This window comes from Anaerococcus sp. mt242 (assembly GCF_016798225.1).
Lineage (GTDB): Bacteria > Bacillota > Clostridia > Tissierellales > Peptoniphilaceae > Anaerococcus.
The window spans coordinates 55403-81686 of sequence record NZ_JAEUYX010000006.1; the positions used below are offsets into that span (position 1 = coordinate 55403).

Annotated in this window: 23 protein-coding genes; 18 read left to right on the plus strand and 5 right to left on the minus strand. The window is 33.4% G+C overall.

Annotated elements, in window-relative coordinates:
* Positions 1-17: 17 nt before the first annotated feature.
* Positions 18-638 carry a thiamine diphosphokinase gene (locus JNO63_RS04325; RefSeq protein ID WP_203127268.1) on the minus strand — a complete coding sequence of 207 codons (621 nt, stop codon included), beginning with the start codon at positions 636-638 and terminating at the stop codon, positions 18-20.
* A 110-nt stretch (positions 639-748) separates the two neighbouring features.
* Between JNO63_RS04325 and JNO63_RS04330 the strand changes: the two genes are divergently transcribed.
* From JNO63_RS04330 to yihA, 13 genes are all read left to right on the plus strand, one after another.
* Positions 749-1378 carry a hypothetical protein gene (locus JNO63_RS04330; protein WP_203127269.1) on the plus strand — a complete coding sequence of 210 codons (630 nt, stop codon included), beginning with the start codon at positions 749-751 and terminating at the stop codon, positions 1376-1378.
* Between the two features lie 198 nt (positions 1379-1576).
* On the plus strand, positions 1577-1669 hold the full coding sequence (locus JNO63_RS08640) for a hypothetical protein (protein ID WP_338014980.1): 93 nt from the start codon (positions 1577-1579) through the stop codon (positions 1667-1669).
* 8 nt (positions 1670-1677) lie between these two features.
* On the plus strand, positions 1678-3183 hold the full coding sequence (gene malQ, locus JNO63_RS04340; protein WP_203127270.1) for a 4-alpha-glucanotransferase: 1506 nt from the start codon (positions 1678-1680) through the stop codon (positions 3181-3183).
* Entirely contained in the window at positions 3176-5563 is a 2388-nt protein-coding gene (locus tag JNO63_RS04345) for a glycogen/starch/alpha-glucan phosphorylase (protein WP_203127271.1), read from the plus strand. The genes malQ and JNO63_RS04345 overlap by 8 nt, the downstream gene beginning before the upstream one ends.
* 24 nt (positions 5564-5587) lie before the next feature.
* Positions 5588-6382 carry a ZIP family metal transporter gene (locus tag JNO63_RS04350; protein WP_203127272.1) on the plus strand — a complete coding sequence of 265 codons (795 nt, stop codon included), beginning with the start codon at positions 5588-5590 and terminating at the stop codon, positions 6380-6382.
* Between the two features lie 95 nt (positions 6383-6477).
* Complete coding sequence (gene cdaA / locus JNO63_RS04355; protein WP_203127273.1) at positions 6478-7299, plus strand: diadenylate cyclase CdaA; 822 nt, start codon at positions 6478-6480, stop codon at positions 7297-7299.
* Entirely contained in the window at positions 7268-8257 is a 990-nt protein-coding gene (locus tag JNO63_RS04360) for a CdaR family protein (RefSeq protein WP_238390473.1), read from the plus strand. Before cdaA ends, JNO63_RS04360 begins: the two co-directional genes overlap by 32 nt.
* Positions 8247-9563, plus strand: coding sequence for a CCA tRNA nucleotidyltransferase (locus JNO63_RS04365; protein ID WP_203127274.1), 1317 nt, complete (start codon positions 8247-8249; stop codon positions 9561-9563). Before JNO63_RS04360 ends, JNO63_RS04365 begins: the two co-directional genes overlap by 11 nt.
* 56 nt (positions 9564-9619) lie before the next feature.
* Positions 9620-10990 (plus strand): trigger factor, encoded by a 1371-nt coding sequence (gene tig / locus JNO63_RS04370; RefSeq protein ID WP_203127275.1) that lies wholly within the window; start codon positions 9620-9622, stop codon positions 10988-10990.
* 31 nt (positions 10991-11021) lie between these two features.
* Positions 11022-11615, plus strand: coding sequence for an ATP-dependent Clp endopeptidase proteolytic subunit ClpP (gene clpP, locus JNO63_RS04375; protein ID WP_203127276.1), 594 nt, complete (start codon positions 11022-11024; stop codon positions 11613-11615).
* A 7-nt stretch (positions 11616-11622) separates the two neighbouring features.
* Complete coding sequence (gene clpX, locus JNO63_RS04380; RefSeq protein WP_203127277.1) at positions 11623-12852, plus strand: ATP-dependent Clp protease ATP-binding subunit ClpX; 1230 nt, start codon at positions 11623-11625, stop codon at positions 12850-12852.
* A gap of 46 nt (positions 12853-12898) precedes the next feature.
* Positions 12899-15229 (plus strand): endopeptidase La, encoded by a 2331-nt coding sequence (gene lon, locus JNO63_RS04385; protein WP_203127278.1) that lies wholly within the window; start codon positions 12899-12901, stop codon positions 15227-15229.
* Entirely contained in the window at positions 15226-15813 is a 588-nt protein-coding gene (gene yihA, locus JNO63_RS04390) for a ribosome biogenesis GTP-binding protein YihA/YsxC (protein ID WP_203127279.1), read from the plus strand. The genes lon and yihA overlap by 4 nt, the downstream gene beginning before the upstream one ends.
* A 47-nt stretch (positions 15814-15860) precedes the next feature.
* On the opposite strand, the gene JNO63_RS04395 is transcribed toward yihA, so the two are convergent.
* Both JNO63_RS04395 and JNO63_RS04400 read right to left on the minus strand, forming a co-directional pair.
* Positions 15861-16850 (minus strand): hypothetical protein, encoded by a 990-nt coding sequence (locus tag JNO63_RS04395; RefSeq protein ID WP_203127280.1) that lies wholly within the window; start codon positions 16848-16850, stop codon positions 15861-15863.
* Positions 16843-17364, minus strand: a complete 522-nt coding sequence (locus tag JNO63_RS04400) for a sigma-70 family RNA polymerase sigma factor (protein WP_203127281.1) — start codon at positions 17362-17364, stop codon at positions 16843-16845. The genes JNO63_RS04395 and JNO63_RS04400 overlap by 8 nt, the downstream gene beginning before the upstream one ends.
* A 251-nt stretch (positions 17365-17615) precedes the next feature.
* Here JNO63_RS04400 and JNO63_RS04405 point away from each other — a divergent pair, with 251 nt between their 5' ends.
* A complete protein-coding gene (locus JNO63_RS04405; RefSeq protein ID WP_203127282.1) occupies positions 17616-19484 on the plus strand; it encodes a flavocytochrome c in 1869 nt (622 codons plus the stop codon).
* A gap of 70 nt (positions 19485-19554) precedes the next feature.
* On the opposite strand, the gene JNO63_RS04410 is transcribed toward JNO63_RS04405, so the two are convergent.
* On the minus strand, positions 19555-20127 hold the full coding sequence (locus JNO63_RS04410; RefSeq protein WP_203127283.1) for a xanthine phosphoribosyltransferase: 573 nt from the start codon (positions 20125-20127) through the stop codon (positions 19555-19557).
* A gap of 125 nt (positions 20128-20252) precedes the next feature.
* On the opposite strand from JNO63_RS04410, the gene JNO63_RS04415 reads away from it, so the two are divergent.
* Both JNO63_RS04415 and JNO63_RS04420 read left to right on the plus strand, forming a co-directional pair.
* Complete coding sequence (locus JNO63_RS04415) at positions 20253-21527, plus strand: M18 family aminopeptidase (protein ID WP_203127284.1); 1275 nt, start codon at positions 20253-20255, stop codon at positions 21525-21527.
* A gap of 11 nt (positions 21528-21538) precedes the next feature.
* Complete coding sequence (locus JNO63_RS04420) at positions 21539-21835, plus strand: MTH1187 family thiamine-binding protein (protein WP_203127285.1); 297 nt, start codon at positions 21539-21541, stop codon at positions 21833-21835.
* Between the two features lie 37 nt (positions 21836-21872).
* Here the strand turns inward: JNO63_RS04420 and JNO63_RS04425 are convergent, their stop codons facing one another.
* Positions 21873-23192: an NCS2 family permease gene (locus JNO63_RS04425; protein ID WP_203127286.1), complete on the minus strand. Its 1320-nt coding sequence runs from the start codon at positions 23190-23192 to the stop codon at positions 21873-21875.
* Positions 23193-23310: 118 nt separating this feature from the next.
* Here JNO63_RS04425 and JNO63_RS04430 point away from each other — a divergent pair, with 118 nt between their 5' ends.
* Together JNO63_RS04430 and JNO63_RS04435 are read left to right on the plus strand one after the other, a co-directional pair.
* Positions 23311-24555, plus strand: a complete 1245-nt coding sequence (locus tag JNO63_RS04430; RefSeq protein ID WP_203127287.1) for a hemolysin family protein — start codon at positions 23311-23313, stop codon at positions 24553-24555.
* A gap of 9 nt (positions 24556-24564) precedes the next feature.
* Positions 24565-26214 (plus strand): putative manganese-dependent inorganic diphosphatase, encoded by a 1650-nt coding sequence (locus tag JNO63_RS04435; RefSeq protein ID WP_203127288.1) that lies wholly within the window; start codon positions 24565-24567, stop codon positions 26212-26214.
* The last annotated feature ends 70 nt before the right edge of the window (positions 26215-26284 follow it).

Sequence of the window (26284 nt, forward strand, 5' to 3'; positions counted from 1 at the left end):
CCCCGACTGGGGTCTTTTTAAATTGATTTGTCTTCAAAAATTACAAGTAAGTATCCGCTTTTAACCTTTATTCTAAAATCCTTGCCGGTTGTTTCATTTGAAACTCCTAGGGCATTGTCATTTGCTAGATCAAAATTATTTAATTCGTAATATAATCCCTTAATATCCACACCCTTTACTATATCAGAAAGGGCAAATATTGATACATAAAAATTATCATCATCATTAAATTTATATTCTAACCTATCATCTACTATATAAAAACTTTTGTATTTTGATTTAAAGACTACATTTATGCCTTTTTTCTTAAATTCTAAGGCACTTCTAATATTAGCAAATGTGTGAGATTCGCGTCCACCAAGCCCACCATAAATAACAATATCTTTATAACCCCAATCTTCAGCTACCATTAGAGCAGCCTTTGTGTCTGTGTAATCTTTTATAGGATTTAATTTTATAACCAAATCGCCTTCTGGTTGATTTGATGAATCAAAATCACCAATTATCATTGTTGGTGTAATGCCTGCTTCTTTTGCGTATAAATGCCCCTTATCAGCAGCAATTACCATATCTTCTTTATTTATATGATCAAAAAAACCATCAAAATCGCCGCCTGCGATTATATAACATTTTTTCATATCTACTCCCTTAACTTTATCTATAACCAATTATAACAAATCCTTAATAGAAGAAAAAATTTTTCTAGGGTAAAGTTAAAATGAAAGATTAAAAAGAATTTAGGATAAAAATGAAATTAAAAAATAGCAAAGTAGGAGAATTTGTCCCAGTTACAAGCAAGCTAGGTCTTTATTATGGAGGCTATCAAAATGCTTTAGGGGATGTAGGTGTTTCAAAATTTTATAGGGATAGGTCTTGCGTTGTGACTGCATTTACCAATTCATATTTATATATGTATCACCCAGATGAAAAATTTACTTTAGAAGAATACAACAAGTATCACTATGATTTTTACAAAAAAATCCGCCCACACATAAACGGAGTGCCTACTGTCGAAGCCTTAAATCGCAGGGTAAATCGCATAAGACGAGATCGTAATTTAAATCTATACGCTCATATAATGCAAGAATTTTTTGTAAGACGTCACAGTACTGAAGAAAAAATTGCCTTTATCAATCAAGGTCTTAGTAAAAATTGCCCAGTAATTTTTATAAATTGGATGAGTAGGAATGTAAAAGTTCTAGCCCACCACGGGGTAACAATCACTGAGTGCAATGATATGGGTGACTATCATGAGCTAGTTATTTCTAGTTGGGGGAGAGTTTATAAAATAAATTTTGAAATTTTTGATAGGCAAATAAAATCATATAGCGGACTAATATATTTTGAAAGGAATGATTATGAAATACATCAAAGTTGAAGTTTTCGTACCAGCAGATGATAAGTGGAAAGTAATAGATGGCTTAAATGAAAAAAAATTTTAAAGGATAATGGCTATGATTCTGTATTTGCAGAAAGTGTAGTTACAGGACATTTTATCCCCCTAGAAGGATCAAATCCTGATAAGGGAGAAATAGGAAAGCCTTGCGAAGTAAATGAGGTAAAACTAGAATTTAGAATTAAAGCAGAAGATAAGGAAAAAGTTTTTGAAATTATAAAGTCAAATCATCCTTATGAAGTACCAGTTATAAACTTTTTAGAACTTTTATAGGAAAAACTATGCAAGAAAGACTTAAAAGATCAAATGGTGTGGTAATGCCAATTTTTTCCCTTCCCTCTCCTTATGGGATAGGTACTTTTGGCAAAGCTGCCTATGAATTTGTAGACTTTTTATCAGATGCTTCTATAAAATACTGGCAGATTTTGCCACTTGGACAAACTTCATATGGAGATAGTCCTTACCAAGCATTTTCATCATTTGCCGGCAACCCATATTTTATAGATTTAGATTTGCTCTGTAAAGACGGACTTTTAGAAGAAGAAGATTTAGAGAACCTCAATTTTGGGGACAATGAAAGATACGTTGACTATGCTATCCAATACAATATACGCTATCGTATATTAAAAAAAGCTTTTGAAAACTCAAAAGGAAAATTGGATGAAAAGATAGCAGAATTTAGAAAAAAAGAAAGCCTTTGGCTAGAAGATTATGCTCTTTTTATGGCTATAAAGCACGATAAACTTGATGTAAACTGGGTGGAGTGGGATGAAGATTTACGTGATAGAAATCCAAAAGCCTTAGAAGAATTTGGAAAAGAGCACAAAGAGGATATAAATTTTTATATCTTTATTCAATACGAATTTTTTACCCAATGGCAAAAGTTAAAAGAATACACTAATAGACACAATATTGAAATCATTGGTGATTTACCAATTTATGTTGCCTATGATTCCTGTGATGCTTGGGTTAATGCTGATATTTTAAAAATCGATCCTAAAATAAAAGAACCAATCATAGTTGGAGGTGCTCCGCCAGATGCATATTCGGATGATGGGCAACTTTGGGGCAATCCAGTTTATGATTGGAGAAAAATGAAAACTGATTCTTATAGCTTTTGGCGTAAAAGACTTGAAATGGCTCTTAGAACTAATGATTTACTCCGCCTTGACCACTTTAGAGGATTTGAAAAATATTACGCAATTCCCGCTACAGATGAAAATGCCAAATTTGGCAAATGGGAGCCAGGTGGGGGCTATGAATTTTTTGATTATATCCTTAAAAAGTTTCCTAATAAGCAATTTATAGCTGAGGATTTGGGGTATATCACTAAGGAAGTCGATGAATTAAAAAATCATTACGGCTTTCCAGGCATGAATGTTATCCAATTTGCCTTTGACGGGACATTTGATAACAATTATTTGCCACATAATTATGAGAAAAATTCAGTAGTTTACTCATCAACCCATGATTCTTCTACTCTTAAAGGCTGGATAGAATCACTTGATGAAGAAGAACTATCTCTTGTAGAAAAATATTTTGGACTTAGCAAAGTAGACAAAGAAGATTATGTTTGGGAAATCATAAGGTCTTTAATGGCATCAGTTTCTGATCTTGCTATTTTTCAAATCCAAGATTTTTTTGAGATAGGAGATAAAGCAAAAATAAACACACCTTCCACCATGGGAAATAATTGGAAATGGAGGGCCAAAAAAGAAGATTTTACAGATGCTTTGGCAGTAAAAATCAAGGAAATGTCAAGATTATATGGGAGATATAATGGATAAATTAGCAAAGAATAAGTTTACAGAGGACTATATAGAAAACCTACAGAGGATCACTCTTAAAAATTTCGATGATACAAGTGAAAAAGATAAGTACGATGCCCTTTGTGACACAATTATGGAGCGTATCAACCAAGAATGGAGGGCTAGCAAAAATAAATCAAGATACGAAAGAACAGCTTATTATTTTTCAGCAGAATTTTTAATAGGTAGATCTCTTGGAAATAACCTAATAAATCTAGGGATCTACGATGAGGTCAAAGATTTGCTTGATGAATTAGGAATTGATTTTGAAGCAATCGAAGACTATGAAGATGATGCAGCTCTTGGTAATGGTGGACTAGGACGCCTTGCTGCCTGCTTTATGGATTCTGCTGCAACTCAAGATATAAATATGTATGGCTATGGAGTCCGCTATCGTGAGGGGTTATTTAAACAATCTTTTGAAAATGGATTTCAAAAAGAACAAGGAGATAGTTGGATAAAAGATGGTGATGGCTGGTCTATAAGAGTGGATTCGGACTCAAGAATAGTAAATTTTAGGGATCAAGTAGTAAAAGCTGTACCATTTGATATGCCAGTGGTGGGCTTTGAAAATGGTAAAGTAAATACCCTAAGACTTTGGCAAGCAGAACCATTTGAAGAATTTGAATTTGATAAATTTAACAATTTTGAATACGATGCTGCAGTTGCTAAGAAAAATAGGGCAGAGGATATCACAAGAGTACTTTATCCAAATGATATTCAAAGAGCAGGACGCGTATTAAGATTAAAACAACAATATTTCTTTGTTTCTGCCTCCATACAAGATATGGTTGCAAAATACAAAAGATATTTTTCTGATGATTTACGTTTTAAAAATTTCCACAAATACCATGTAATCCAACTAAATGACACCCATCCAAATATTGCAATTGCTGAATTGATTAGGGTTTTAGTAGATGAAAATGGTCTAGAATTTGAAGAAGCATTTAAAATTGTTCAAAAAGTATTTGCCTTTACAAACCACACGGTTTTACAAGAAGCTCTTGAGAAATGGCCAATTGATATAGTAGAAGAAGTAAGCCCAAGATGTCTAGAAATCATATATCAAATTAATGATATTTTAGTAAATGATTTTAAGAAAAAAGGCTTATCAGAAACTGAAATCGACCCATATAGAATTGTAATTTATGATCAAGTTCATATGGCAAATCTTGCGATTTTTGTTGGTTTTTCAGTAAATGGTGTAGCAGCCCTTCATACACAAATTTTAAAAGATGATACTTTTAAACACTGGTATGAGATTTTCCCAAATAAATTTAATAACAAAACCAATGGTATCACTCCAAGAAGATGGCTGGTTTATGCAAATAGATCACTTTCAAAATTTATTACAGAAAAACTTGGCACAGAGGATTGGAAATATAATCTAGATGAGCTAAAGGCGCTAGAAAAATTTGCAGACGATGAAGATGTTTTAAATGAACTTTGGGATATCAAACAGGCAAATAAAAATCGTCTTGCTACTTATATCTTAGAGCATGAGGGTATAAAAATTGACCCAGAATCAATTTTTGATATCCAAGTAAAAAGAATCCACGAGTATAAACGCCAACATCTAAATATATTACACATAATTTATTTATATCATGAACTTAAGAAAAATCCAGACATGGACTTTTATCCAACAACATTTATTTTTGGAGGAAAGGCAGCGCCAGGATATTTCAGAGCCAAGGCTATTATAAAACTTGCCAACGAAGTGGCAAGAATAGTAAATAATGACCCAGATGTAAACGAAAAATTAAAAGTGGTTTTCGTAGAGAACTTTAGAGTATCCTATGGGGAGAAAATTTATCCGGCAGCAGATGTTTCAGAGCAAATATCAACTGCAGGCAAGGAAGCCTCTGGTACTGGAAATATGAAATTTATGCTAAATGGCGCACCAACATTAGGTACCCTTGATGGTGCAAATATAGAAATTTTTGATCACGCTGGAGAAGAAAACAATTATCGTTTCGGCGCAACTGTTGAAGAATTAAACGAAATTTATGATAGCTATAATCCAAGAGGAATTTATCAAACAAATAAAGACATCAAAGAAGCAGTAGATGCTTTGGTAAATGGTGAGCTAGACGACAATAATTCTTATATGTTCCTCGATATTTATAATGAATTAATCAATCCACAAGATGGCTCTCGTGGGGATAGATACTTCATATTAAAAGACTTTGAAGCTTACAAACGCGCTCATGAGAAGATAAATCATGATTATAGGGACAAACTAGCTTGGTCTAGAAAATGTCTTATGAATATTGCAAATGCAGGATTTTTCTCATCAGATAGGACAATAATTAATTATGCAGATGAAATTTGGAAGATAGATTCTCCAAATTATTAAAATATATTAGAAAGAAAGAAAAAAATGAATAAAGAAACGTTACTAGGATTACTCATTCCATTTTTAGGAACTTCCCTTGGTTCTGCTATGGTTTTTGTAATGAAAGATGAGCTAAATCCAAAAGTACAAAAGGGATTGTCAGGTTTTGCTGCCGGAGTCATGGTGGCAGCAAGTATCTGGTCACTATTAATTCCTGCCATGGATATGGTAAAAGAAACTATGGGCAATATGAGCTGGGTTCCAGCTGTCATTGGATTTTTAATAGGAATTTTATTTTTATTATTCCTAGATAGTGCTATTCCCCACCAACATATTGACTCGGCTGCGCCCGAAGGACGCAATAGTGAAAACTTAAGAAAAACAACCATGATGGTTTTAGCAGTAGTAATTCACAATATCCCAGAAGGAATGGCTGTGGGAGTTTCCTATGCAGGTGCACTTTTTGGCACAGGAAATGTAAGTCTAGCTGGAGCACTTGTACTATCAATAGGTATTGCCATCCAAAACTTTCCAGAAGGTGCTATTATTTCTATGCCACTTCGTTCAGCTGGAGTTGATAAAAAGAAATCATTTTGGATGGGAGTAGGATCTGGTGCAGTTGAGCCAATTGCTGCTCTTGTTACAATTTTATTATCTCAAATAATGATTCCAATCTTGCCTTACCTATTAGCCTTTGCCGCTGGAGCTATGCTTTATGTCGTAGTCGAAGAACTTATCCCAGAAGCAACAGGCGAGGGAGAGGATCATACAAATATTGGTACTCTTGGCTTTGCAGCGGGTTTTGTAATAATGATGATACTTGATGTTATGCTTGGATAAATAAACACCTAATCCTAGGTGTTTTATTTTGCCCAAAACTACCGACTATTAGGAAAAAATAGTAATATATAAGTAGGAAAGAATTAGGGGGAGATATGAATTATTTTACTGAATTTTTTAACTCTTTAGCTCTTATAAGAGTTACAGACATTATAGATATAGCCATCATTTCTTTTGTTGTCTATAAATTATTTTCTTTATTACGAAATACCCGTGCTGAGCAAGTTTTATATGGACTTATTATTGTATTAATTTTTGCTTCAGTTGCCGATATTTTAAGTCTAAATACAGTTAGCTGGGTGATGAACCAATTTTTAACAGTGGCACTTGTATTTATAATTGTAGTTTTCCAACCTGAACTAAGATCAGCCTTGGAGCGAATTGGTCGAGGTAGATCGATTTTTACTGGTGAACGTGCATTAAAAAATGAAAAAAGCATCGATGAGCTAACTCGTGCCATGACTTCCCTTGCTCGTCAAAAAATTGGCGCCCTTGTAGTTTTGGAACGTGAAGTTGGACTAAATGATATCGTAGAAAGTGGAACCATCCTTGATGCCGATGTTTCAAGTGAGCTTTTGATAAATATATTTATCCCAAACACCCCCTTACATGACGGTGCTGTTATAATAAATAACGAAAAAATTATAGCGGCAGCTTGTTATCTACCGCTTTCAAATTCAAATTTAATTTCAAAAGAATTAGGTACAAGACATAGAGCAGCAGTGGGAATTTCTGAAAAGTCAGATGCAATTGTCATAGTTGTAAGTGAGGAGACAGGTAATATCTCAGTTGTAGAATCAGGCAGAATCGACAGATATTTTGATGAAGATTCACTAAAACAAAGATTGAAAAAAGACCTAGTTTTAGTAAAAGAAGCTCAAGCTGATGAAGATAAGAAAGAAGACGATGATGAATAATAAAAATGATTTAAAATTAAAAATTCTTTCAGTTCTGGTAGCTATATTTATGTGGACTTTTGTAATCAATTCCACAAACCCAACTGCAAATAAAACTTACCGCAATGTACCAGTTGTAATAAGAAATCAAGATGATTTGGAAAAAAACGGATACACTATAATTGGTAAGGATGAAGCATATTCCACAAATGTAAAACTTAAGGGTAGTAGAGAGAAATTAATTTCTCTAAAACCAACTAATATATATGCTAGTGTTGATATTTCTGACTTAAAAGAAGGTGTACAGTCACTTGATATAGAGGTTGACACACCATCAGGAGTAAGTGTAGATGAGCTTGATCCAGGTGAAATAAATCTTAATATACAAAAAGTTATAGAAAAATCACTACCGGTCAATCACATAATTTCTGATGAAATCAAAGATGGTAGAATAGTTGAAGTAAACGAAATGTCACCAGAAGAAATTACCGTAAAGGGACCTGCTAGTGTAATAAACAAAGTGGATAGGATTGAGCTAAGAATAGATGATATAAGTTTCCTAGATGGTAAAATTCACAATATACCAGTCAAGGTCTTGGATAAAAATGGAAATGCCCTATCAGATATAAATATTTCTCATGAGGATGTAAATGTTTCATTTTTAGTATACGAAACCAAAAGAGTAAAGCTAAAACTTATAACAAGCGGAACTATAAACAAGGACTATGAACAAACAGCTAGGGAGCTCTCACCAGACTCAATAGTTATAAAAGGACAAGAATCAATAATTCGAGACATTAAAGAGATATCTACCAAACCAGTTAATATTAACAATCTAAGATCAAACTCCAATGGAGAAGTAAAACTTGATTTACCAGATGGGGTTGAAGTTTATAATGGAGATAGCACTGTAAACTACAGGATAGATGTCCAAAGAAAAGCAAAATCAGCAAGTGATGATAATAAAGATGACAAATAAAATCTTAAAACAATTAGAGGATGCAGGCTTTGAAAGCTATGCTGTTGGCGGTTGTGTACGAGATGAGTTATTAAATCGAGTAAATTTTGATGTTGATATCACGACAAGTGCAAGACCAGATGAGATTAAAGAAGTATTTAAAGATTATAAAATAATCGACATTGGAGCAAAATTTGGAACGATAAAAGTTTTGGATGAGGATAGTGAATACGAAATCACAACTATGAGGCGTGAGTCAGGATATTCTGACAAACGTCATCCAGAAAAAATCGCCTTTACAGATGATATAAAAGAAGATTTAAAAAGACGTGATTTTACCATAAACGCTATGGCAAAAAGAAATGATCAAATCATTGACCTTTTTGATGGAAAAAAGGATTTGAAAGATAAAATCATTAGGGCAGTGGGCGATCCTAATGAACGCATAAAAGAAGATGTATTAAGGTCATTAAGGGCAGTGAGATTTGCGACAACCCTAAATTTTGATATATCAGATGATTTAAAAAAAGCTATTAGAAATAATGCGGAATCAATAGAAGAGATTTCAAAAGAGCGTATCCAAGTTGAGCTAAATAAGATTCTTTTAGCAGATGACCCAAGAAGAGGAATATTGCTTTTGGATGAAGTAGGGCTTTTAGAATATATTTTTCCAGAGGTGTTTGCTACAAAAGATTTTGACCAACATTCTAGCTTTCATTCGGAAAACTTATATGACCATACTTTAAGCGTTTTAGAAAAAACTCCCCCAATACTTGAAGTACGAATGGCAGCCCTTTACCACGATGTAGGTAAAATCGATACATTTTTCTTAGATGAAAATGGCGAAGGAAGATTTTTTGGCCATCAAAGTCTTTCTGAGGAGCTTTTAGTAGAAAGGCTCAAAAAACTAAAATATTCTAGAAAATTTATAGAAAACACATCTATTTTGGTAAAACGACACATGGATAACACTAACACCTATACTAAAAAATCTGTTAGAAAACTTTTAAGAAATATAGGTGAGGAAAATTTATTAAATCTATTTAAACTCCAAAGAGCAGATGTAATGTCAACAAAACATGCTGATGACTCAAATATTGACTTAGGATTAGCGCTTTTAGATGAGATAAAAAATGATGATATCCCAACAAATAAAAGCCAAATAAAAATAAATGGAAATGATCTAAAAAAATTAGGTTTTAAAGAAGGAAAAGAACTTGGTAGAACCTTAGAAAATATAGAAAATTTAATCTATGATGAAAAATTGAAAAATAATAAAGAAGACATTATAAACTACATTAATTCTTACCTTTTAAATGTTGATTGATAGACATAGATGTAGTATATTAGACAAATGAGTAGCTATATAAGCAGGAGGAAGAAATGACAGAATTAAAATCTCATGATAATAACATTGCAAAATTTGAATTTGACGTAAATTACGATGACTTTGCAAAGGCTGTAGATACAGTTTATAAAAGAAATAAAAAAAGATATAGAATTGATGGATTTAGAGCTGGACACGTTCCAAGAAAAGTACTAGAAAAAATGTACGGACCAGAAATCTTCTATGATGAAGCTATCCAAATTGTGTTCCCAGAACCATATGAAGCAGCAGTAGAAGAATTAGAACTTGAACCAATCGACCAACCATCAGTTGACCTTGATGATATAGAAGCTGGAAAAGACATTACTTTCAAAGTAGAAGTAGAAACAAAACCACACCCAACATTAGGAGATTATAGCGAATTAATCATCGAAGATATCCCATCAGAAGTAACAGATGAAGATATTGATGCAGAACTTACTCGTCAACAAGAAGAAAATGCTAGACTAATCCCAGTTGAAGATGGCGAAGCAAAAATGGGTGATACAGTAAATATCGACTTTGACGGTTACCTAGATGGAGAAAGATTCGAAGGCGGAAAAGCTGAAGATTATGATCTAGAATTAGGATCAAATACATTTATCGAAGGCTTTGAAGAACAAGTTGCAGGACACAAAACAGGCGATAAATTTGATGTAAATGTAACTTTCCCTGAAGATTACCAAGCTAAAGAATTCCAAGGTAAAGATGCAAAATTTGAAGTGGAAATCAACTCAATTACTACAAAAGAATTACCAGAACTAGATGACGAATTTGCAATGGATATTTCTGAGTTTGAAACTCTTGATGAACTAAAAGCAGATTTAAGAGAAAAATTAAAAGAAGACAAAGAAAACTTTGCAACAAATATGAAACAAAACCAAGCTATCGATGCTTTAGTAAAAGCAAGTGAAGTTTCAGCACCAGAATCTCTAGTAAACAAAGAAATAGATGTTGAAATGCAAAACCTAGACCAAAGACTACAACAAATGGGTATCGGTCTTGCTCAATATGTTGAAATGACACAAATGGACATCAACGAAGTTAGAGGCCAATACAGACAACAAGCTGAAGACCGTGTAAAAGCAAACCTAGTACTAGACGAATTAGCTCTAAAAGAAGGTTTTGATGTCACAGATGATGAAATTGAAGAAGAAATCAATGAATCAGCAAAAATGTATGGTGTAGATGATATCGAAAAATTCAAAGAAATCTTTAGAAAAAATGTATCAGAAGATACAATCAAAGAAAACATCACACGTCGTAAAGCTGTAGAACTTTTAGTAAAAAATGCAAAAGCTCTACCACACGAAGAATACCACAAAGCAGTAGGCGATGACCACGATCATGACCACAGCGAAGATTCTAAAGAAAGCGAAGAAAACTAAGATATCATCCTTAATAATGTAAGGAGATTATATGAAAGCTACAAATTACCTAGTACCAACAGTAGTAGAATCAACAAATAAAGGCGAAAGAGCCTATGATATATATTCTAGACTTCTAAAAGATAGGATTATTTTCCTATCTGGAGAAGTAAATGATCAAATGAGTGATATAATCATTGCTCAGTTATTATTTCTAGAAAGTGAAGATCCAGATAAGGATATCCAATTTTATATCAACTCCCCAGGCGGAGTTGTAACAAGCGGTCTTGCTATTTTTGATACAATGAATTATATCAAACCAGATGTATCAACAATTTGTATCGGACAAGCAGCATCTATGGGTGCAGTTTTACTTTCATCAGGTGCAAAGGGTAAGAGATTTTCTCTACCAAACTCAAATATCATGATCCACCAACCAAGCGGTGGTGCCCAAGGACAAGCATCTGATATTGTAATCCAAGCTGAACAAATCTTAAAAATAAAAGATAGACTAAATCATATCTTAGCTGAAAATACAGGACAAGACTTAGAAAAAATTGAAAAAGATACTGATCGTGACTTTGCCATGACAGCTCAAGAAGCTTTAGAATATGGCCTAATCGATCAAGTTATTGAAAGTAAGTAGGAAATAGATGGCAAACTTCGAAGGTGAAGATGTAAAATGCTCGTTTTGTGGCAAAGATAGTTCTCGAGTAGAACGCATCATTGCAGGACCAGATGCTTATATTTGCAATGAATGTGTAAGTCTTTGCGACGAGATAATAAATGCAGAAGTAAAATTTGATGAAAACTACTTTGATGAAAATGGTGAGGTAGATTTATCAACTCCAGCAGAAATAAATGATTTTTTAAATGAATATGTAATAGGCCAAGATGCAGCCAAAAAAACTTTGGCAGTAGCAGTCTATAACCATTACAAAAGGATAAATGCAAATGATAGCGACATTGATCAAGTAGAACTATCAAAATCAAATATCCTTTTATTAGGACCAACTGGTTCAGGAAAGACACTCTTAGCTCAAACCCTCGCCCGTAAGCTTAATGTCCCATTTGCAATTGCAGATGCCACAAGTCTTACAGAAGCAGGATATGTGGGTGAAGATGTAGAAAATATCATTTTAAAATTAATCCAAGCCGCAGATTACAATATTGAAGCTGCTGAGCAAGGGATTATTTATGTGGATGAGATAGATAAAATTACTCGTAAAAGTGAAAATCCTTCTATAACACGTGATGTATCTGGTGAAGGTGTCCAACAAGCTCTTTTAAAATTAATTGAAGGAACTGAGGCAAATGTACCACCTCAAGGTGGTAGAAAACATCCAAGTCAAGAATATATCCAAGTTGATACTAGCAATATTTTATTCATATTAGGTGGAGCGTTTGATGGCATTGAAGATATTATCAATCGACGTCAAGCTCAAAAAACTATAGGTTTTGGTGCAGAACTAGTTGCAGCAAACCATAAGGCAAATCTTAAAGATGTAAACACTGAAGATTTACTAAAATTTGGTCTTATACCTGAATTTATAGGTAGGGTGCCAATAATTGTAACCCTAGATAGCCTAGATGAAGATGCCCTAATCCGCATCTTAAAAGAGCCAAAAAATTCATTAATCAAACAATACCAAAAATTATTTGAATTAGATAATGTAAAACTTACATTTGAAGAAAAGGCTCTACATGAAATTGCCCAAAAAGCAATTGAACAAAAAACAGGTGCACGTGGACTAAGGACGATACTAGAAGATTTACTTTTAGATGTGATGTATGAAATCCCATCAAAAACTGATATAAAAGAAGTAGTTGTTACAAAAGATTCTATTAAGGATCACTCAAAACTTAAATATAAGAAAAGATAAGTAGAGGGAGTGGCTAGCCATTCCCTTTTTTAAACGGGAGTTAAAAATGGCAGATGTTTATAAAGTAAGCACAAATGAATATCCACTAGTTCCACTTAGGGGGCTATGGGCATTCCCAAATACTATTTTAAATTTTGATTGTGCTAGACCTATATCAAAAAATGCTATTGAAGATGCAAATATAAGAAACAAAGAAGTATTTTTAGTCAATCAAAAAAATGTTTTTGATGAAAATCCAACAGCTGATGCCCTTTACGATTATGGTATGGTTGTTAGCATTAAAGAATCATTTAGTTTGCCAAATGGAGACATCAGAGTCTATGTCCAAGCAAAGGCAGTTGCAAAAATAAATGAAATCAAACTTGGAGAAGGATTCTATAAGGCTAATGTTGAAGAATACGAATACATCGAGGCAAACGAAGAGGAATTGAATAAAAAAGAAGCCTTAAGAAAGCTTTTGATAGAAGATTTTAAATCCTATATCGAACTTGATGGCAATAATATTGACGAATCTGTATTTTCTGTAGGGGAAGTCTATAACCTCCACAGACTTGCCGACATAATTATATATCATTTGGACTTAAAGGGAGATGAATATTATGGATTACTAAAAGAACTTGATGCAGAAAAACGCTTAACCCTTCTTCATAGCATATTATCAAAAGAAATAGAACTTAAAAATCTAAGTTTAGAAATTGACCAAGAAGTCCAAGATAATATCAACCAATCTCAAAAAGAATATTATCTTAGAGAAAAAATCGAGGTCATCCGCCGCGAACTTAGCGAAGCAAATGGCGAGTTTGAAAGTGAAGCCATGGAACTTGCAGCTAAAATTAACAAATTAAAAATAGATAAGGAAAGCAAAAATGCTCTATTAAAGGATGCAGAAAGACTAGACTCTATCCCAGAAATGAGTCCAGACTATGGGGTTTTAAGTGCATATTTAGATTTTGCAGTAAATCTGCCTTGGAGCAAAAAAAGTAAGGATGTTCTTGATATTAAAAGGGCAGAGACTGTTCTTGATGAGGACCACTATGGTCTAGATGAAGTAAAAGAACGTATCTTAGAGTCTATTGCTGTAAGGATAAAAAATAAAAATAACCAAGGAACGGTTATTTGCCTTGTAGGCCCTCCAGGAGTTGGTAAGACCTCTATTGCAAAATCAATTGCAAGAGCCCTAGACCGAGAATTTGTATCAATGCGTCTGGGCGGGGTGACTGATGAAAGTGAAATTCGTGGTCATAGAAGAACTTATGTTGGAGCAATGGCTGGCAGACTTTTATCAAATATAAACCGTGTTGGTGTTAAAAATCCGGTTTTCCTTTTAGATGAAATTGACAAATTAGGATCAGATTTTAGGGGAGACCCATCATCAGCCCTACTTGAAGTCCTAGACCCAGAACAAAATGATAAATTTATCGACAGATACCTAGATATAGCATTTGATTTGTCAGATGTATTTTTCATAACAACTGCAAACGACCCAAATGAAATCCCAGATGCCCTTTATGATAGGTTAGAGATGATTGAAATTTCTGGTTACACTCAAAGTGAGAAGCTAAATATTGCCAAAAAATATCTAGTTTCTAAAGAAATGGAAAAAAATGGCTTAAATGAAGATGAACTTTCAATCTCCGATGCTGTACTTGAAGTAATCATCAAAAACTACACAAGGGAAGCTGGAGTACGCGAGCTTGAAAGACTTATTGCAAAGATTTGTAGACGTGCAGTAAAAGAAATCCTAGAAGGCAAAGACCAAGTTCGTGTTACTATGGCAAATTATAGCAAATACCTTGGCAAAGAAAGATTTTTCGAAGACCATATTTCAAGAGAAAGTAAGGTTGGAGTTGTAAATGGACTTGCGTGGACTTCAGTTGGCGGTACTATGCTAACAATAGAAGCAAATGTTATGGAAGGTAAGGGAAATGTCGAATTTACTGGTTCTCTTGGTGATGTGATGAAAGAATCTGGCCAGGCGGCTATGACCTACATCAGATCAAATGCAAAAGAACTTGGCATTCGTGGCAAATTTTACGATAATAAAGACATTCACGTCCACATACCGGAAGGAGCAACTCCCAAAGACGGTCCATCAGCAGGTATTACAATGACAACTGCCATGGTTTCATCTCTAACTGGCAAAAAAGTTAGAAATGACATTGCAATGACTGGTGAAGTGACCATTACAGGTGATGTGCTTCCAATAGGTGGACTAAAAGAAAAAGCACTTGCTGCCTATTCTTACGGCATCAGTGATGTAATCATTCCAAAAGAAAATAAAAGAGATACCGAAGATATTCCAAAAGAAATTAGGGATAAGATTAACTTTATAGAAGTTTCCAACGTTTCTGAAGTTATAGATAGGGCTTTGATATGAAATTTAAAGAAATTGAATTAGAACAAGTTGCAGGATTTAAATCCCAATGGCCAGATGAGTCAATTGAAGAAATTGCCTTTGTTGGCCGCTCAAATGTGGGCAAGTCCTCATTTATTAATGCTTTTTTAGGCAGGAAAAACTTAGCAAGAACTTCCTCCAAACCAGGCAAAACTCGTACCATAAATTTTTATAATATTGATAATAAATTTAGATTGGTAGATTTGCCGGGCTATGGCTATGCAAGAGTTTCAAAAGCAGAAAAAGCAAAATGGGATAAGCTAATCAACGAATACCTCCACCAAAGGGAGAATTTAAAAGAAGTTTTTCTTTTGGTAGATATTCGCCACGATCCAACACAATTAGACTTACAAATGTATGAATGGATACTGGAATCAGGTTTTATAGGATTTGTAATTGCAACAAAGTATGATAAAATTTCTAAAAATAAGCTTTCAAAACATATCAAAGCTATAAAAAACAAATTAAATATAGATGATGAGGGTCTAATCTTTGCCTATTCATCAGAAAACAAACACAACTTATCAGTTATCCATGAACAAGTTGATGTTATTGTAAATAATTAATAAAAAACCGACATCAATTGATGCCGGTTTTTTAGTATTTATACTTATTATTTTTTATATGTGAATTCTTCTATAGTTTTATATTCACCATTAATTTCTTTTCCAGATTCTTTGTTGATCCTAGTTCCCTTAAGAACAAAGTTTATTACATCTGCATTTTTTATTTCATCTAAAGTCATATCTGAAAAGTCTTTGTTGTAAATAAAAGTTACTTCACCATTTTCGTTTATTCTTTCATCAAGTAATAAAGTTTTTCCTTCATTATTGGTTCCCTCGATTTGATAATAATAGTCTGTTTCAAGGTTTTTAATAATAGCAGTCATAGTAATTGGATTTAACTTCATTAGAGAAATCACTGATCCATTTTTTAATTTTTGATCTTTTGCAAAGATTACATTTTCTTCATTAACTGTATTTGTACTAGCTTTAGTTGATATTATTTCAGTTGAATTACCATTAGTATAATAAAGGTCAACATCAGCATTATTAAGAGTTGGAAATTCTTTATCAAAATTTATCATGCTAACTTCGGGTATTGTTTTTCCATCTTCTAATAGGCCAGAACTTCTAGAGCTACCCAAAGCCTTGTATGTTACTCCATCTACAACAATTTTATAAACACAAGCTTCATTTTCTGAAAGTTGACTTTCCATAGATCCATCACTATCTCTAAGGGTATTTATAAATGCTTTATTATCTTCAAAAGCAATATTTTCTATTACAAAAGTATCATTGCCCACAGTTACTGGTTTATGTAACTCTGTTACATATTTATAAGAATCAGGGCTTGCACCAAAGGCATCCATCATTGAAACTTTAATATCTGTCGTAAATTTTTGTACTTCAGCCCTTACTGATGGTGTCATTAGACCTGCAAAGAGTAGGACTGCTGCGGCACTAGCTATAAATTTCTTTTTAGTATCTTTTTTTGCATAAGATTTAGCTGTTTTTTTCATCTTTATCCTTTCTATATCATTTAATTTTACAGAATCTACTTCAAAATCTATGTCGTTTATTTTATCGTATATATTAGTCATATTTACCTCCTAATTGTAATCTTAGTTTCTTTTTAGACCTTGATACCTTGTTGTAAAGTCTGTCTTTAGGAATTTCTGTAATCTTTGCTAGGTCATCATAGGAATAGCCTTCAACAAATAGTTTTTTAAAGATTTCTCTATCTTCATCACTTAAGAGTTTTAGAATTTCTTCACTTTCATCAACTGAAAAGTCTTCTTCAGTGTAAATATTATTTTCAACTTGATCAAGATCAATACTTTCGTGGCGATTTTCTTTTCTGATAGCATCAATGGCCTTATATTTAGCAACACCAGCACACCAGTTTTTAAAAGAAGATCTGTTCTCATCAAAAGAGTCTATATTATCCCAGATAGCAAGTAGGGTATCATTTAATATTTCTATAACAAGCTCGTCTCTTTTTCCAATAGTTTTTACAATACTTGCCTTAAGGATACCACCATACTTATTTATAAATTCGTTTAGATAAGGCTCTTTTCGCTTCTTTATCCCGGATATTATTTTTTTATCATCCATATATCCTCCTTTGTCTATATATTCGTAAGGGGAAGGTAAAATCTATCATTTAGAAAATTATATAGTATTATTTTAAATAATCATAGACAAAAACTTAAGTTGAACATTTTTTATAGTTATTAATCAAAATATTCTGTGAATATTTTGTTTGCAAAATATTGTTTATCTTTTATAACTATATGCTTTATCACATTGCATAAAGTAAAATTCTTTGATAAAATATTTTCATAAGTAAAATTTGAGGAGGAGTTATGAAAAAAAATAGAATTTTACCTTACATATTATCAATGTCACTAATTCTTTCTGCTTGTGGAGCAAACAACACAGCACAAGATAGTGAACAAACATCTACTGAAACAACAGTAAGCGAGCAATCGACTGAAGATACAAAAAAAGTAGATGAAGGCAAAGAAGAAGAAAAAGACGCAGAAAAAGAAACAGCTGAAGTTGATCCGGATGCTTCTGAAGGAAAAGCTAAGGGTTACAAGGGTGATGTAATCGCTCATGTTAGCTTTGATGGAGATAAAATCTCAAATATTCATGTAGACCATGAAGAAACAGAAGGTCTTGGAGCAACTGCAATCGATAAAATGGTGCCAGAAATTATTGAAAACCAATCAGTAAACATCGATTCTGTATCAGGAGCAACAAGTTCGTCAACAGCACTTATAGAAGCAGTTTCAGCTGCAATTACTGCAAGTGGACACAATATTGAAGACTACCAAGAGGATTTTACAAGTGCTGATAAAGAAAGAACTGATGCTACAAAAGATGTAGATGTTGTAGTAGTTGGTGGTGGTGGAGCTGGATTTGCAGCAGCAGTTACAGCAAAAGAAAATGGGGCAAATGTAGTTTTACTAGAAAAATTACCACAAGTTGGTGGAAATACTCTAATTTCAGGTGGAGAATACGCAGCTCCAGCAAATGAACTTCAAGAAAAAGAAAACATTGAAGACAGCAAAGAATTATTTGCAGAAGATGTAAAAAAAGCTGGGGGAAATGAAGAATTAATCGATGTCCTAGCTGAACATGCAACAGAAGATGCTTACTGGCTACGTGATGATATCGGTGTAGAATGGCTAGATAGCTTAATGTTCTTTGGTGGCCACTCAGTAAAAAGATCACTTATTCCAGCAGCTCACTCAGGTAATGAATTAATTAAAAATTACCTAAAAAAATGTGAAGAACTTGGCATAGAAGTAATTACAGAGGCAGATGTAAAAGAAATTCTTACAGAAGATGGCAAAGTTGCAGGTGTCAAAGCTGAAACACCAGATGAAAACCTAACAGTAAATGCAAAATCTGTAGTACTTGCAACAGGTGGATTCGGTGCAAATGATGAAATGACTTACGAAAATGACCACGAAATCGATGAGTACGTTCAGTCAACAAACTCACCAGGAGCAACAGGTGATGGTATCGTAATGGCAGAAGCACTTGGAGCTGATACAGTTGATATGGACAAAATCCAACTTTATCCAGTATGTGACCCTGAAACAGGTAGACTACTTTATGTAGGTGATACAAGACTAGTTGGTGGAGCACTTCTTGTTAACAAAGAAGGGGACAGATTCGTTGAAGAACTAGCAACTAGAAGAGAAATCTCACTTGCAATTAAAGAACAAACAGACCATGTTGGATATCTACTTTGGGATGAAAAATCAAATGAAACTACTGGAACTATGGCATCTAACCCAGAAGAAGCTGAGGAACAATTTGAAAAAGGCAACCTTTATAAGGCTGACACAATCGAAGAATTAGCTGATCACTTCGATATTGACAAAGATGAACTATTAAAAACAGTAGAAACATTTAACGAAAACTCTAAAAAAGAAGAAGATCCAGACTTTAACCTAAGAATGCTAGGATGGACAATAGAAGAAGGACCATTCTACATGTTAAAAGCAGCTCCAGCAGTACACCACACAATGGGTGGTCTAAAAATAAATACAGACGCTGAAGTACTAACAAAAGATGATAAAAGGATCGAAGGTCTATATGCAGCAGGAGAAGTAACAGGCGGTATCCATGGCAAAAATAGACTAGGTTCAGCAGCAATTGCAGATATTACAGTATTTGGTAGAATAGCAGGTAAAAACGCTGCAGAACACGCAAAATAAATATACAAAAAGAGTAGCCGATATGGCTACTTTTTTTTGTACAAAAAAACCAGGATCAACCTGGCATATATTATTCGGTAAATTCTATATTTCCATCTTCTAGTTTTGCAATTCTAGCAAGAGAATAAACTTCTACATCCATATCTTCGATTAATTGACGTCCATTTGAGAAAGATTTTTCAATTACTATTCCGCAACCTACTGGATTTGCACCTGCTTGACGGATTATTGCAATCATACCTTTTGCTGCTTGACCATTTGCAAGGAAATCATCAATCATTAAGACATTTTCACCCTCATTGATAAATTCTTTATTTACTATAAGTTCGTTCATCACTTGCTTTGTAAATGAAAATACGCTTGAATGGTAAACATCTTCGCTGGTTGTTAGAGATTGTTTTTTACGACCAAAAACGCATTTTACTCCAAGCTCACTTGCAGTTGCTAATGCTGGAGCAATACCTGATGATTCTACAGTAAAGACTTTATCGATTTTTATATCTTTGAAATGCTCAGCAAATTCTTTTCCCATTTTAGAGATTAATTCTACATCTATTTGTTGGTTTAAAAAAGAATCTACCTTTAAAATATCATCGCCAAGAACTACACCCTCTTCTAGAATTTTATCTTTTAATTCTTTCATTCTTACTCCTTATTTAAATTTATGTATAACTTATTATTACTATTATAAGGATAAAATCCCAAATAGTCAAAAACTATAACTTCTCTAAATATAGATACCCTAATCAAGTTGGGTAATATAATAATATGAATAGTTTAGAATTTAGTAAAGATTTAATAAAATTTATTGATGAGAGTCCCTTAAATTATTTTGCAGTTGCAAATGCAAAAAAAATTTTAACTGCCAATGGTTTTAAAGAACTAAAAGAAAATGAAAAATGGGATATAGACGATAAAGGTAAATATTTTGTAAGCCGTAATGACACAGCTCTGATTGCCTTTACAGTGGGCGAAGATTTGACAAAAGGCTTTGATATTATTGGTTCTCACACCGATAGCCCTACCTTTAAGGTAAAATCAAACGCTGAGATAAATGATAGTGGATATTTAAAAATAAATATTGAGCCCTATGGTGGTATGATTTATTCAACTTGGACAGATAGGACCTTATCTCTTGCAGGGAAAGTTTCCTACAAAAAAGATGGAGAAATTAAAAGTGAGCTAGTAAATATCGACAAAGACTTGCTAACCGTTCCAAATGCAGCTATCCATATGAATAGGGAAGTAAATAAGGGTTTTGAACTTAATCCCCAAAACCACCTATATCCAATAATTCAAACCATCGAAGAAAATTTTGGAAACGGGTACTTGGAAAAATTATTGGCTGAAGAAATTGGCATAAAAGCTGATGAAATTTTGGATTTTGACTTAGGACTTTACGATAGACAAAAAGGTGCGATTATAAATAATATGTACCAAATCGGCCGCATTGATAACCTTGGATCAGTCCATGCCTCACTAATGGCTTTTGTAGATGCAGATGTAAGTAAAAACAATGTTTTAGTTTTAAATGACAATGAAGAAATAGGGTCTAGAACACCAACAGGTGCATTTTCTCCATTTTTAAGAGATACTTTAAAAAGACTTTGTGATAATCGTGAGCTTGATGATGAAGATTTTTATATTGCTCTTGCAAATACTTATCTAATATCTGCTGACCAAGCCCACGCTATCCATCCAAATTTTAAAGACTACCATGATCCAACCAATCCTATAAAAATGAATAGGGGCTTGGTAATAAAAACTGCAGCAAATGGGGCTTATTCCTCAAACATAGCTTCAAATGCAAGATTAATTGACCTAGCAAATAGCATTGGCTGCAAAATTCAAAAATTTCACAACAGAAATGATAAGGTTGGTGGATCAACAATCGGTCCAATTGCATCAACTGGACTTGGAATAAATTCTATAGATGTTGGCGAACCAATTCTAGCCATGCACTCAATAAGAGAGCTAGGCGGTATAGAAGATCACTTTGATGCCTACAAAATATATAAGGCATTTTATGAAACAAATTTATAAGGAGAATATTTATGGCAATTATGGAAATATGTTTAATACCAATTGGTACAAAGGAAACTTCAGTTAGTAAATATGTAGCAAGTGCTAGTAAGGTTTTAGAGGCTGAGGGGGTAAAACACAAACTAAACCCAATGGGAACAGTTATTGAAGCTGACCCTGATAAATGTTTTGAGATAGCAAGAAAAATGCAGGAAGAAGTATTTAAAGCTGGATCTGATCGCGTTTATACAGTTATAAAAATGGATGATAGACGTGATAGTGACCACGATATGGAATATAAGGTAAAATCTGTAGAAGAAAAGATGTAAAAAAAGATTGCCATTTATTTTGGCAATCTTTTTTTATTTACATAAATACTGGAAGGATGTATCTTAATAAAAATACTACTGCAAGTCCATAAACTAGTGGGCTTACTTCTTTGCCTCTACCAGTTAAAAGTTTGATGCCAGCATAAGAAATCATACCAAATGAGATACCCTCTGCAATAGAATATGTTGCAGGCATCATTAAAATTGTCATAAATGCTGGGAATGCTTCTGTAATATCTGAGAAATTAATTTCTACTACTGTGGATAGCATAAATAATCCTACCACTACCAAGGCTGCAGCTGTTGCTTGAGCTGGGATGATTGAAAATAGTGGGAAGAAAAATGCTGCAATTGCAAAACATACTGCAGTTGAAAGTGCTGTTAGACCAGTTCTTCCACCTTCTGCAACACCGGCAGAGCTTTCTACAAAAGTTGTAATAGTCGAAGTTCCTAAAAGAGCTCCAAAAGTTGTACCAATAGCATCAGCTAAAAGTGCTTTTGACCCCTCAGGAAGATTTCCATTTTCATCAAGCATTTTTGCTTTAGTAGCAACACCAGTAAGTGTACCAAGTGTATCAAATATATCTACAAATAGAAATGAGAATAATACTGAGAACATTTCAAATGAAAATATATTTGAAAAATCTAATTTAAAAGCTATTGGAGCAATTGATGGTGGGCGCGATACTATCGCATTTCCATCTGGTAGTGATGTAACTCCTAAAAATAATGAAATAACAGTTGATGCAAGTATACCCCAAAGAAGCGCACCTTTTACATTTTTAGCTGTAAGAACAACCATGATAATAAGGGCAATAAAAAATACAAAACCTTCTTTTGAAGCAATATTACCAAGTTCTAGTGAAATATCACCTACTCCTACAATACCAGCATTAATTAAACCTATAAGTGCGATAAATAAACCGATAGCAACTGAAACTGCCTTCTTAAGATTGATAGGTATAGCATTAAATAATGCTTCTCTGACTCCTGTAAAGGATAAGATTATAAAAATAAGACCTTCTAAAAATACTGCTGTAAGAGCAAATTGCCAGCTCATGCCCATTTGCATAACTACTGTATATGTGAAAAATGCATTTAGACCCATACCTGCAGATAAACCAAAAGGCATATTTGCATAAAAGGCCATAATTAGCATAGCCACCACTGATGCTAAAATTGTAGCTGTAAATACTGCGCCAGCATCCATGCCAGCATCAGAAAGTATACTAGGGTTTACAGCTAATATATAGCTCATAGTCATAAAAGTAGTAATACCGGCCATGATTTCTGTTTTTTGGTCTGTACCATGTTCGCGTAACTTAAAAGTACGCTCATTAAACGACTCAAATGCCATTGTTTCCTCCTTATTTAAAATGATACAGACTTACTATACGCAAATTATTTATTTTTGCGAAAATTCTTTATTTTTATTTTTTCTAAACTATAATAAATATATAACTTATGGAGGATATATGAGTAGTAAAAACCTATTGCAATTGATTGTTATAATTGTAGGCATTATTTTATCGGCGTTTTTCTCATCATCTGAGACTGCGCTTACCAGTGTAAATATTTTTAAAATCAGACAAATGGAAAAAAATGGAGTAGAAAAGGCTCCACTCGTTAGAAAATTAGTAGATAATATTGGATCAGTATTAACAACCATTTTGATTGGAAATAATATTGTAAATATAGTTACCACAACTATTGCAACTATATTTTTTACAGAAGTAATTGGTCCAAAAGGTGCGGTAATTTCGCCTATTATCTTAACGATAGTAGTTCTTATATTTGGAGAGGTTACTCCAAAAAATATTGCAGCTGCAAATAGTGAAAAGTTAGCCCTTAAGGTGGCTAGACCTATTAGATTATTCGATATTATTTTAAAACCAATAAACTTTATTTTAGGAAAAATAACAGGAGCCATTACCAAAATTTTCGTTGGTGAGGAAGAAAGCACAAATCTTGTAACAGAAGAAGACTTAAAAACTATCGTGGATGTTTCTGAAGAGCAAGGAGTCATCAATAACGAAGAAAGTGAGATGATTAATAACGTATTTGAATTTGGAAATTCGTATGTATCAGACATCATGACAGCAAGAACAAATATGGAAGTCATATCCATAGAGTCTGATCAAGAAGAGCTAAACGAAATACTAAAAGAAACTAACCACTCTAGAATACCTGTTTATGGAAAAAATATCGATAATATTTTGGGCATACTTCATATGAAAGATATAGTATCTACTATTGCGGATGGTAGAAATTTAGATTTAGAAGAGTTGATCCGACCAGCATACTATGTGTATGATAATATGCACATTTTTGATCTTTTTACAAATATGAGAGCAGAAAATGCTTCTCTGGCTATAGTAATAGATGAGTATGGTGGCACCAGCGGTCTTGTAACCATTGAGGATATTGTTGAGGAATTAGTTGGTGAAATCGATGATGAATACGATATAGATGATAAAGATATATTTAAACTAACAGAAAATTCTTATTTGGTAAAACCATCCCTTCATCTTAGTGATTTTAATGATTACTTTAATTTGGAGCTTGAGGAAATTAAAAACGACTCCATAGGAGGATATGTAATTGATCATCTATCCAGAATCCCAGAGCAAGGTGATTGTGTTGAGGTTGATAATGTAAGAATTACTGTAGATGAAGTAGATAGATACAAAATAGAGATGATAAAAGTTGAATTTATTTAAGGAGATGTAATGAAAGATACAGTTTATATAAGTGGGCATAAAAACCCAGATACTGACTCAATTGTTTCTGCAATTTGCTATGCCGATTTAAAAAATAGACTGGGAGATGTAGAGGCCATTCCAGTTAGACTTGGCAAATTAAATCCAGAAACAAAATTTGTTCTAGAATATTTTAATGTTCCTGCACCAGTTTTAAAAGAGTCAATGATTTTACAAGTTAGCGACTTAAATATTGATAAGGCTTATGCAATAGATCCAAGTATTCCAGTAAGAGTAGCTTGGGATATTTTTCAAGAAGGACTTACTAGCTCGCTAGCAGTTGTTGATAGCGAAGGAAAAATAATTGGTATTGCGTCACTTTCAAATATTACAAAATCATATATGGATGTTTGGGATGATAAAATCATAGGCAGGGCTGATACACCTATAGAAAATATAATAGATGTTTTATCAGCAAAAGCCTTATCCATGCCAAAGAATCAAAGGCCATTTGACGGTAAGATGACTGTAATGGCTATGAATGATGATAATCAAGAATTTGATAATTACTTTAGTGAGGGTGATATAGTAATAGTCGGTAATCGTATTGACTATATGGAATATCTAATCACCCGCAAAGTTGGCCTTGTAATCCTTACAAATGGATCAACAATCAGCGAAGATTTGATAGAATATGCAAATGAAAATGATGTTACAATTTTATCTACTGAATTTAACACATTTATGACATCAAGATTGTTACCCATGACAATACCAGTAAGTCATGTTATGACTGATGATGATTTAGTATATTTTTCTACTGCTGATACTATTGATATAGTTCGCGAAAATATGGCAAAATCAAGATTTAGATCATATCCAGTAGTTGATGAAAATAAAAAAGTGATTGGTTCTATTTCAAGATACCACCTTATTTCTTCAAATATGAAAAAATTGATTTTGGTAGACCATAACGAAAAAAATCAAGCAATTGATGATATTGACCAAGCAGAGATAATAGAAATTATAGACCACCACAGAGTAGCAAATATATCTACAACAGCTCCACTATTTTATAGGGCAGAACCAGTGGGATCTACAGCTACAATTATTTCTGAAATGTATTTTGAATCAGGGCTTAGACCATCAAAAGAAATTGCAGGTCTTCTTTGTGCAGCAATTATCTCAGACACACTTTTATTCAGATCACCAACAACTACAGATATTGACCGTCGCATCCTAGATCGCATGAGTAAGATTGCAGACATAAATCCAGAAGAATTTGCAAATCAAATGTTTAAGGCTGGTACTAGTCTAAAAGAAAAATCTCCAACAGATATTGTAGAGGGAGATGTAAAAACTTTTACAATTGCTGGTGAAGATGTAAGAGTAGGTCAAGTAATGACTATGAATCCAGAAGAATTAGCACCACTACGTGATGAAATTGTAAGTCTTATGGAGGAAAAAATTAATTCAAAAGGCGAAACTACATTTGTATTAGTCCTTACAGATATATTTAACGAAACTAGTGAACTCTTAGTAGTAGGAGAGCATGTGGCAGATATAGAGGAAGAATTTGGTCATAAGGTAGAAAATGGAACTATTTCTGCACCAGGAGTTCTTAGCCGTAAAAAACAAGTCATTCCAAGACTGACAAATGCATTTATGAAAGCAGACTAAAATTTTCCTAGCATTTAAGGTGACCCCAAAAAGTTGGACTTAACATCAGGCATAGATTTATATCTGTGTC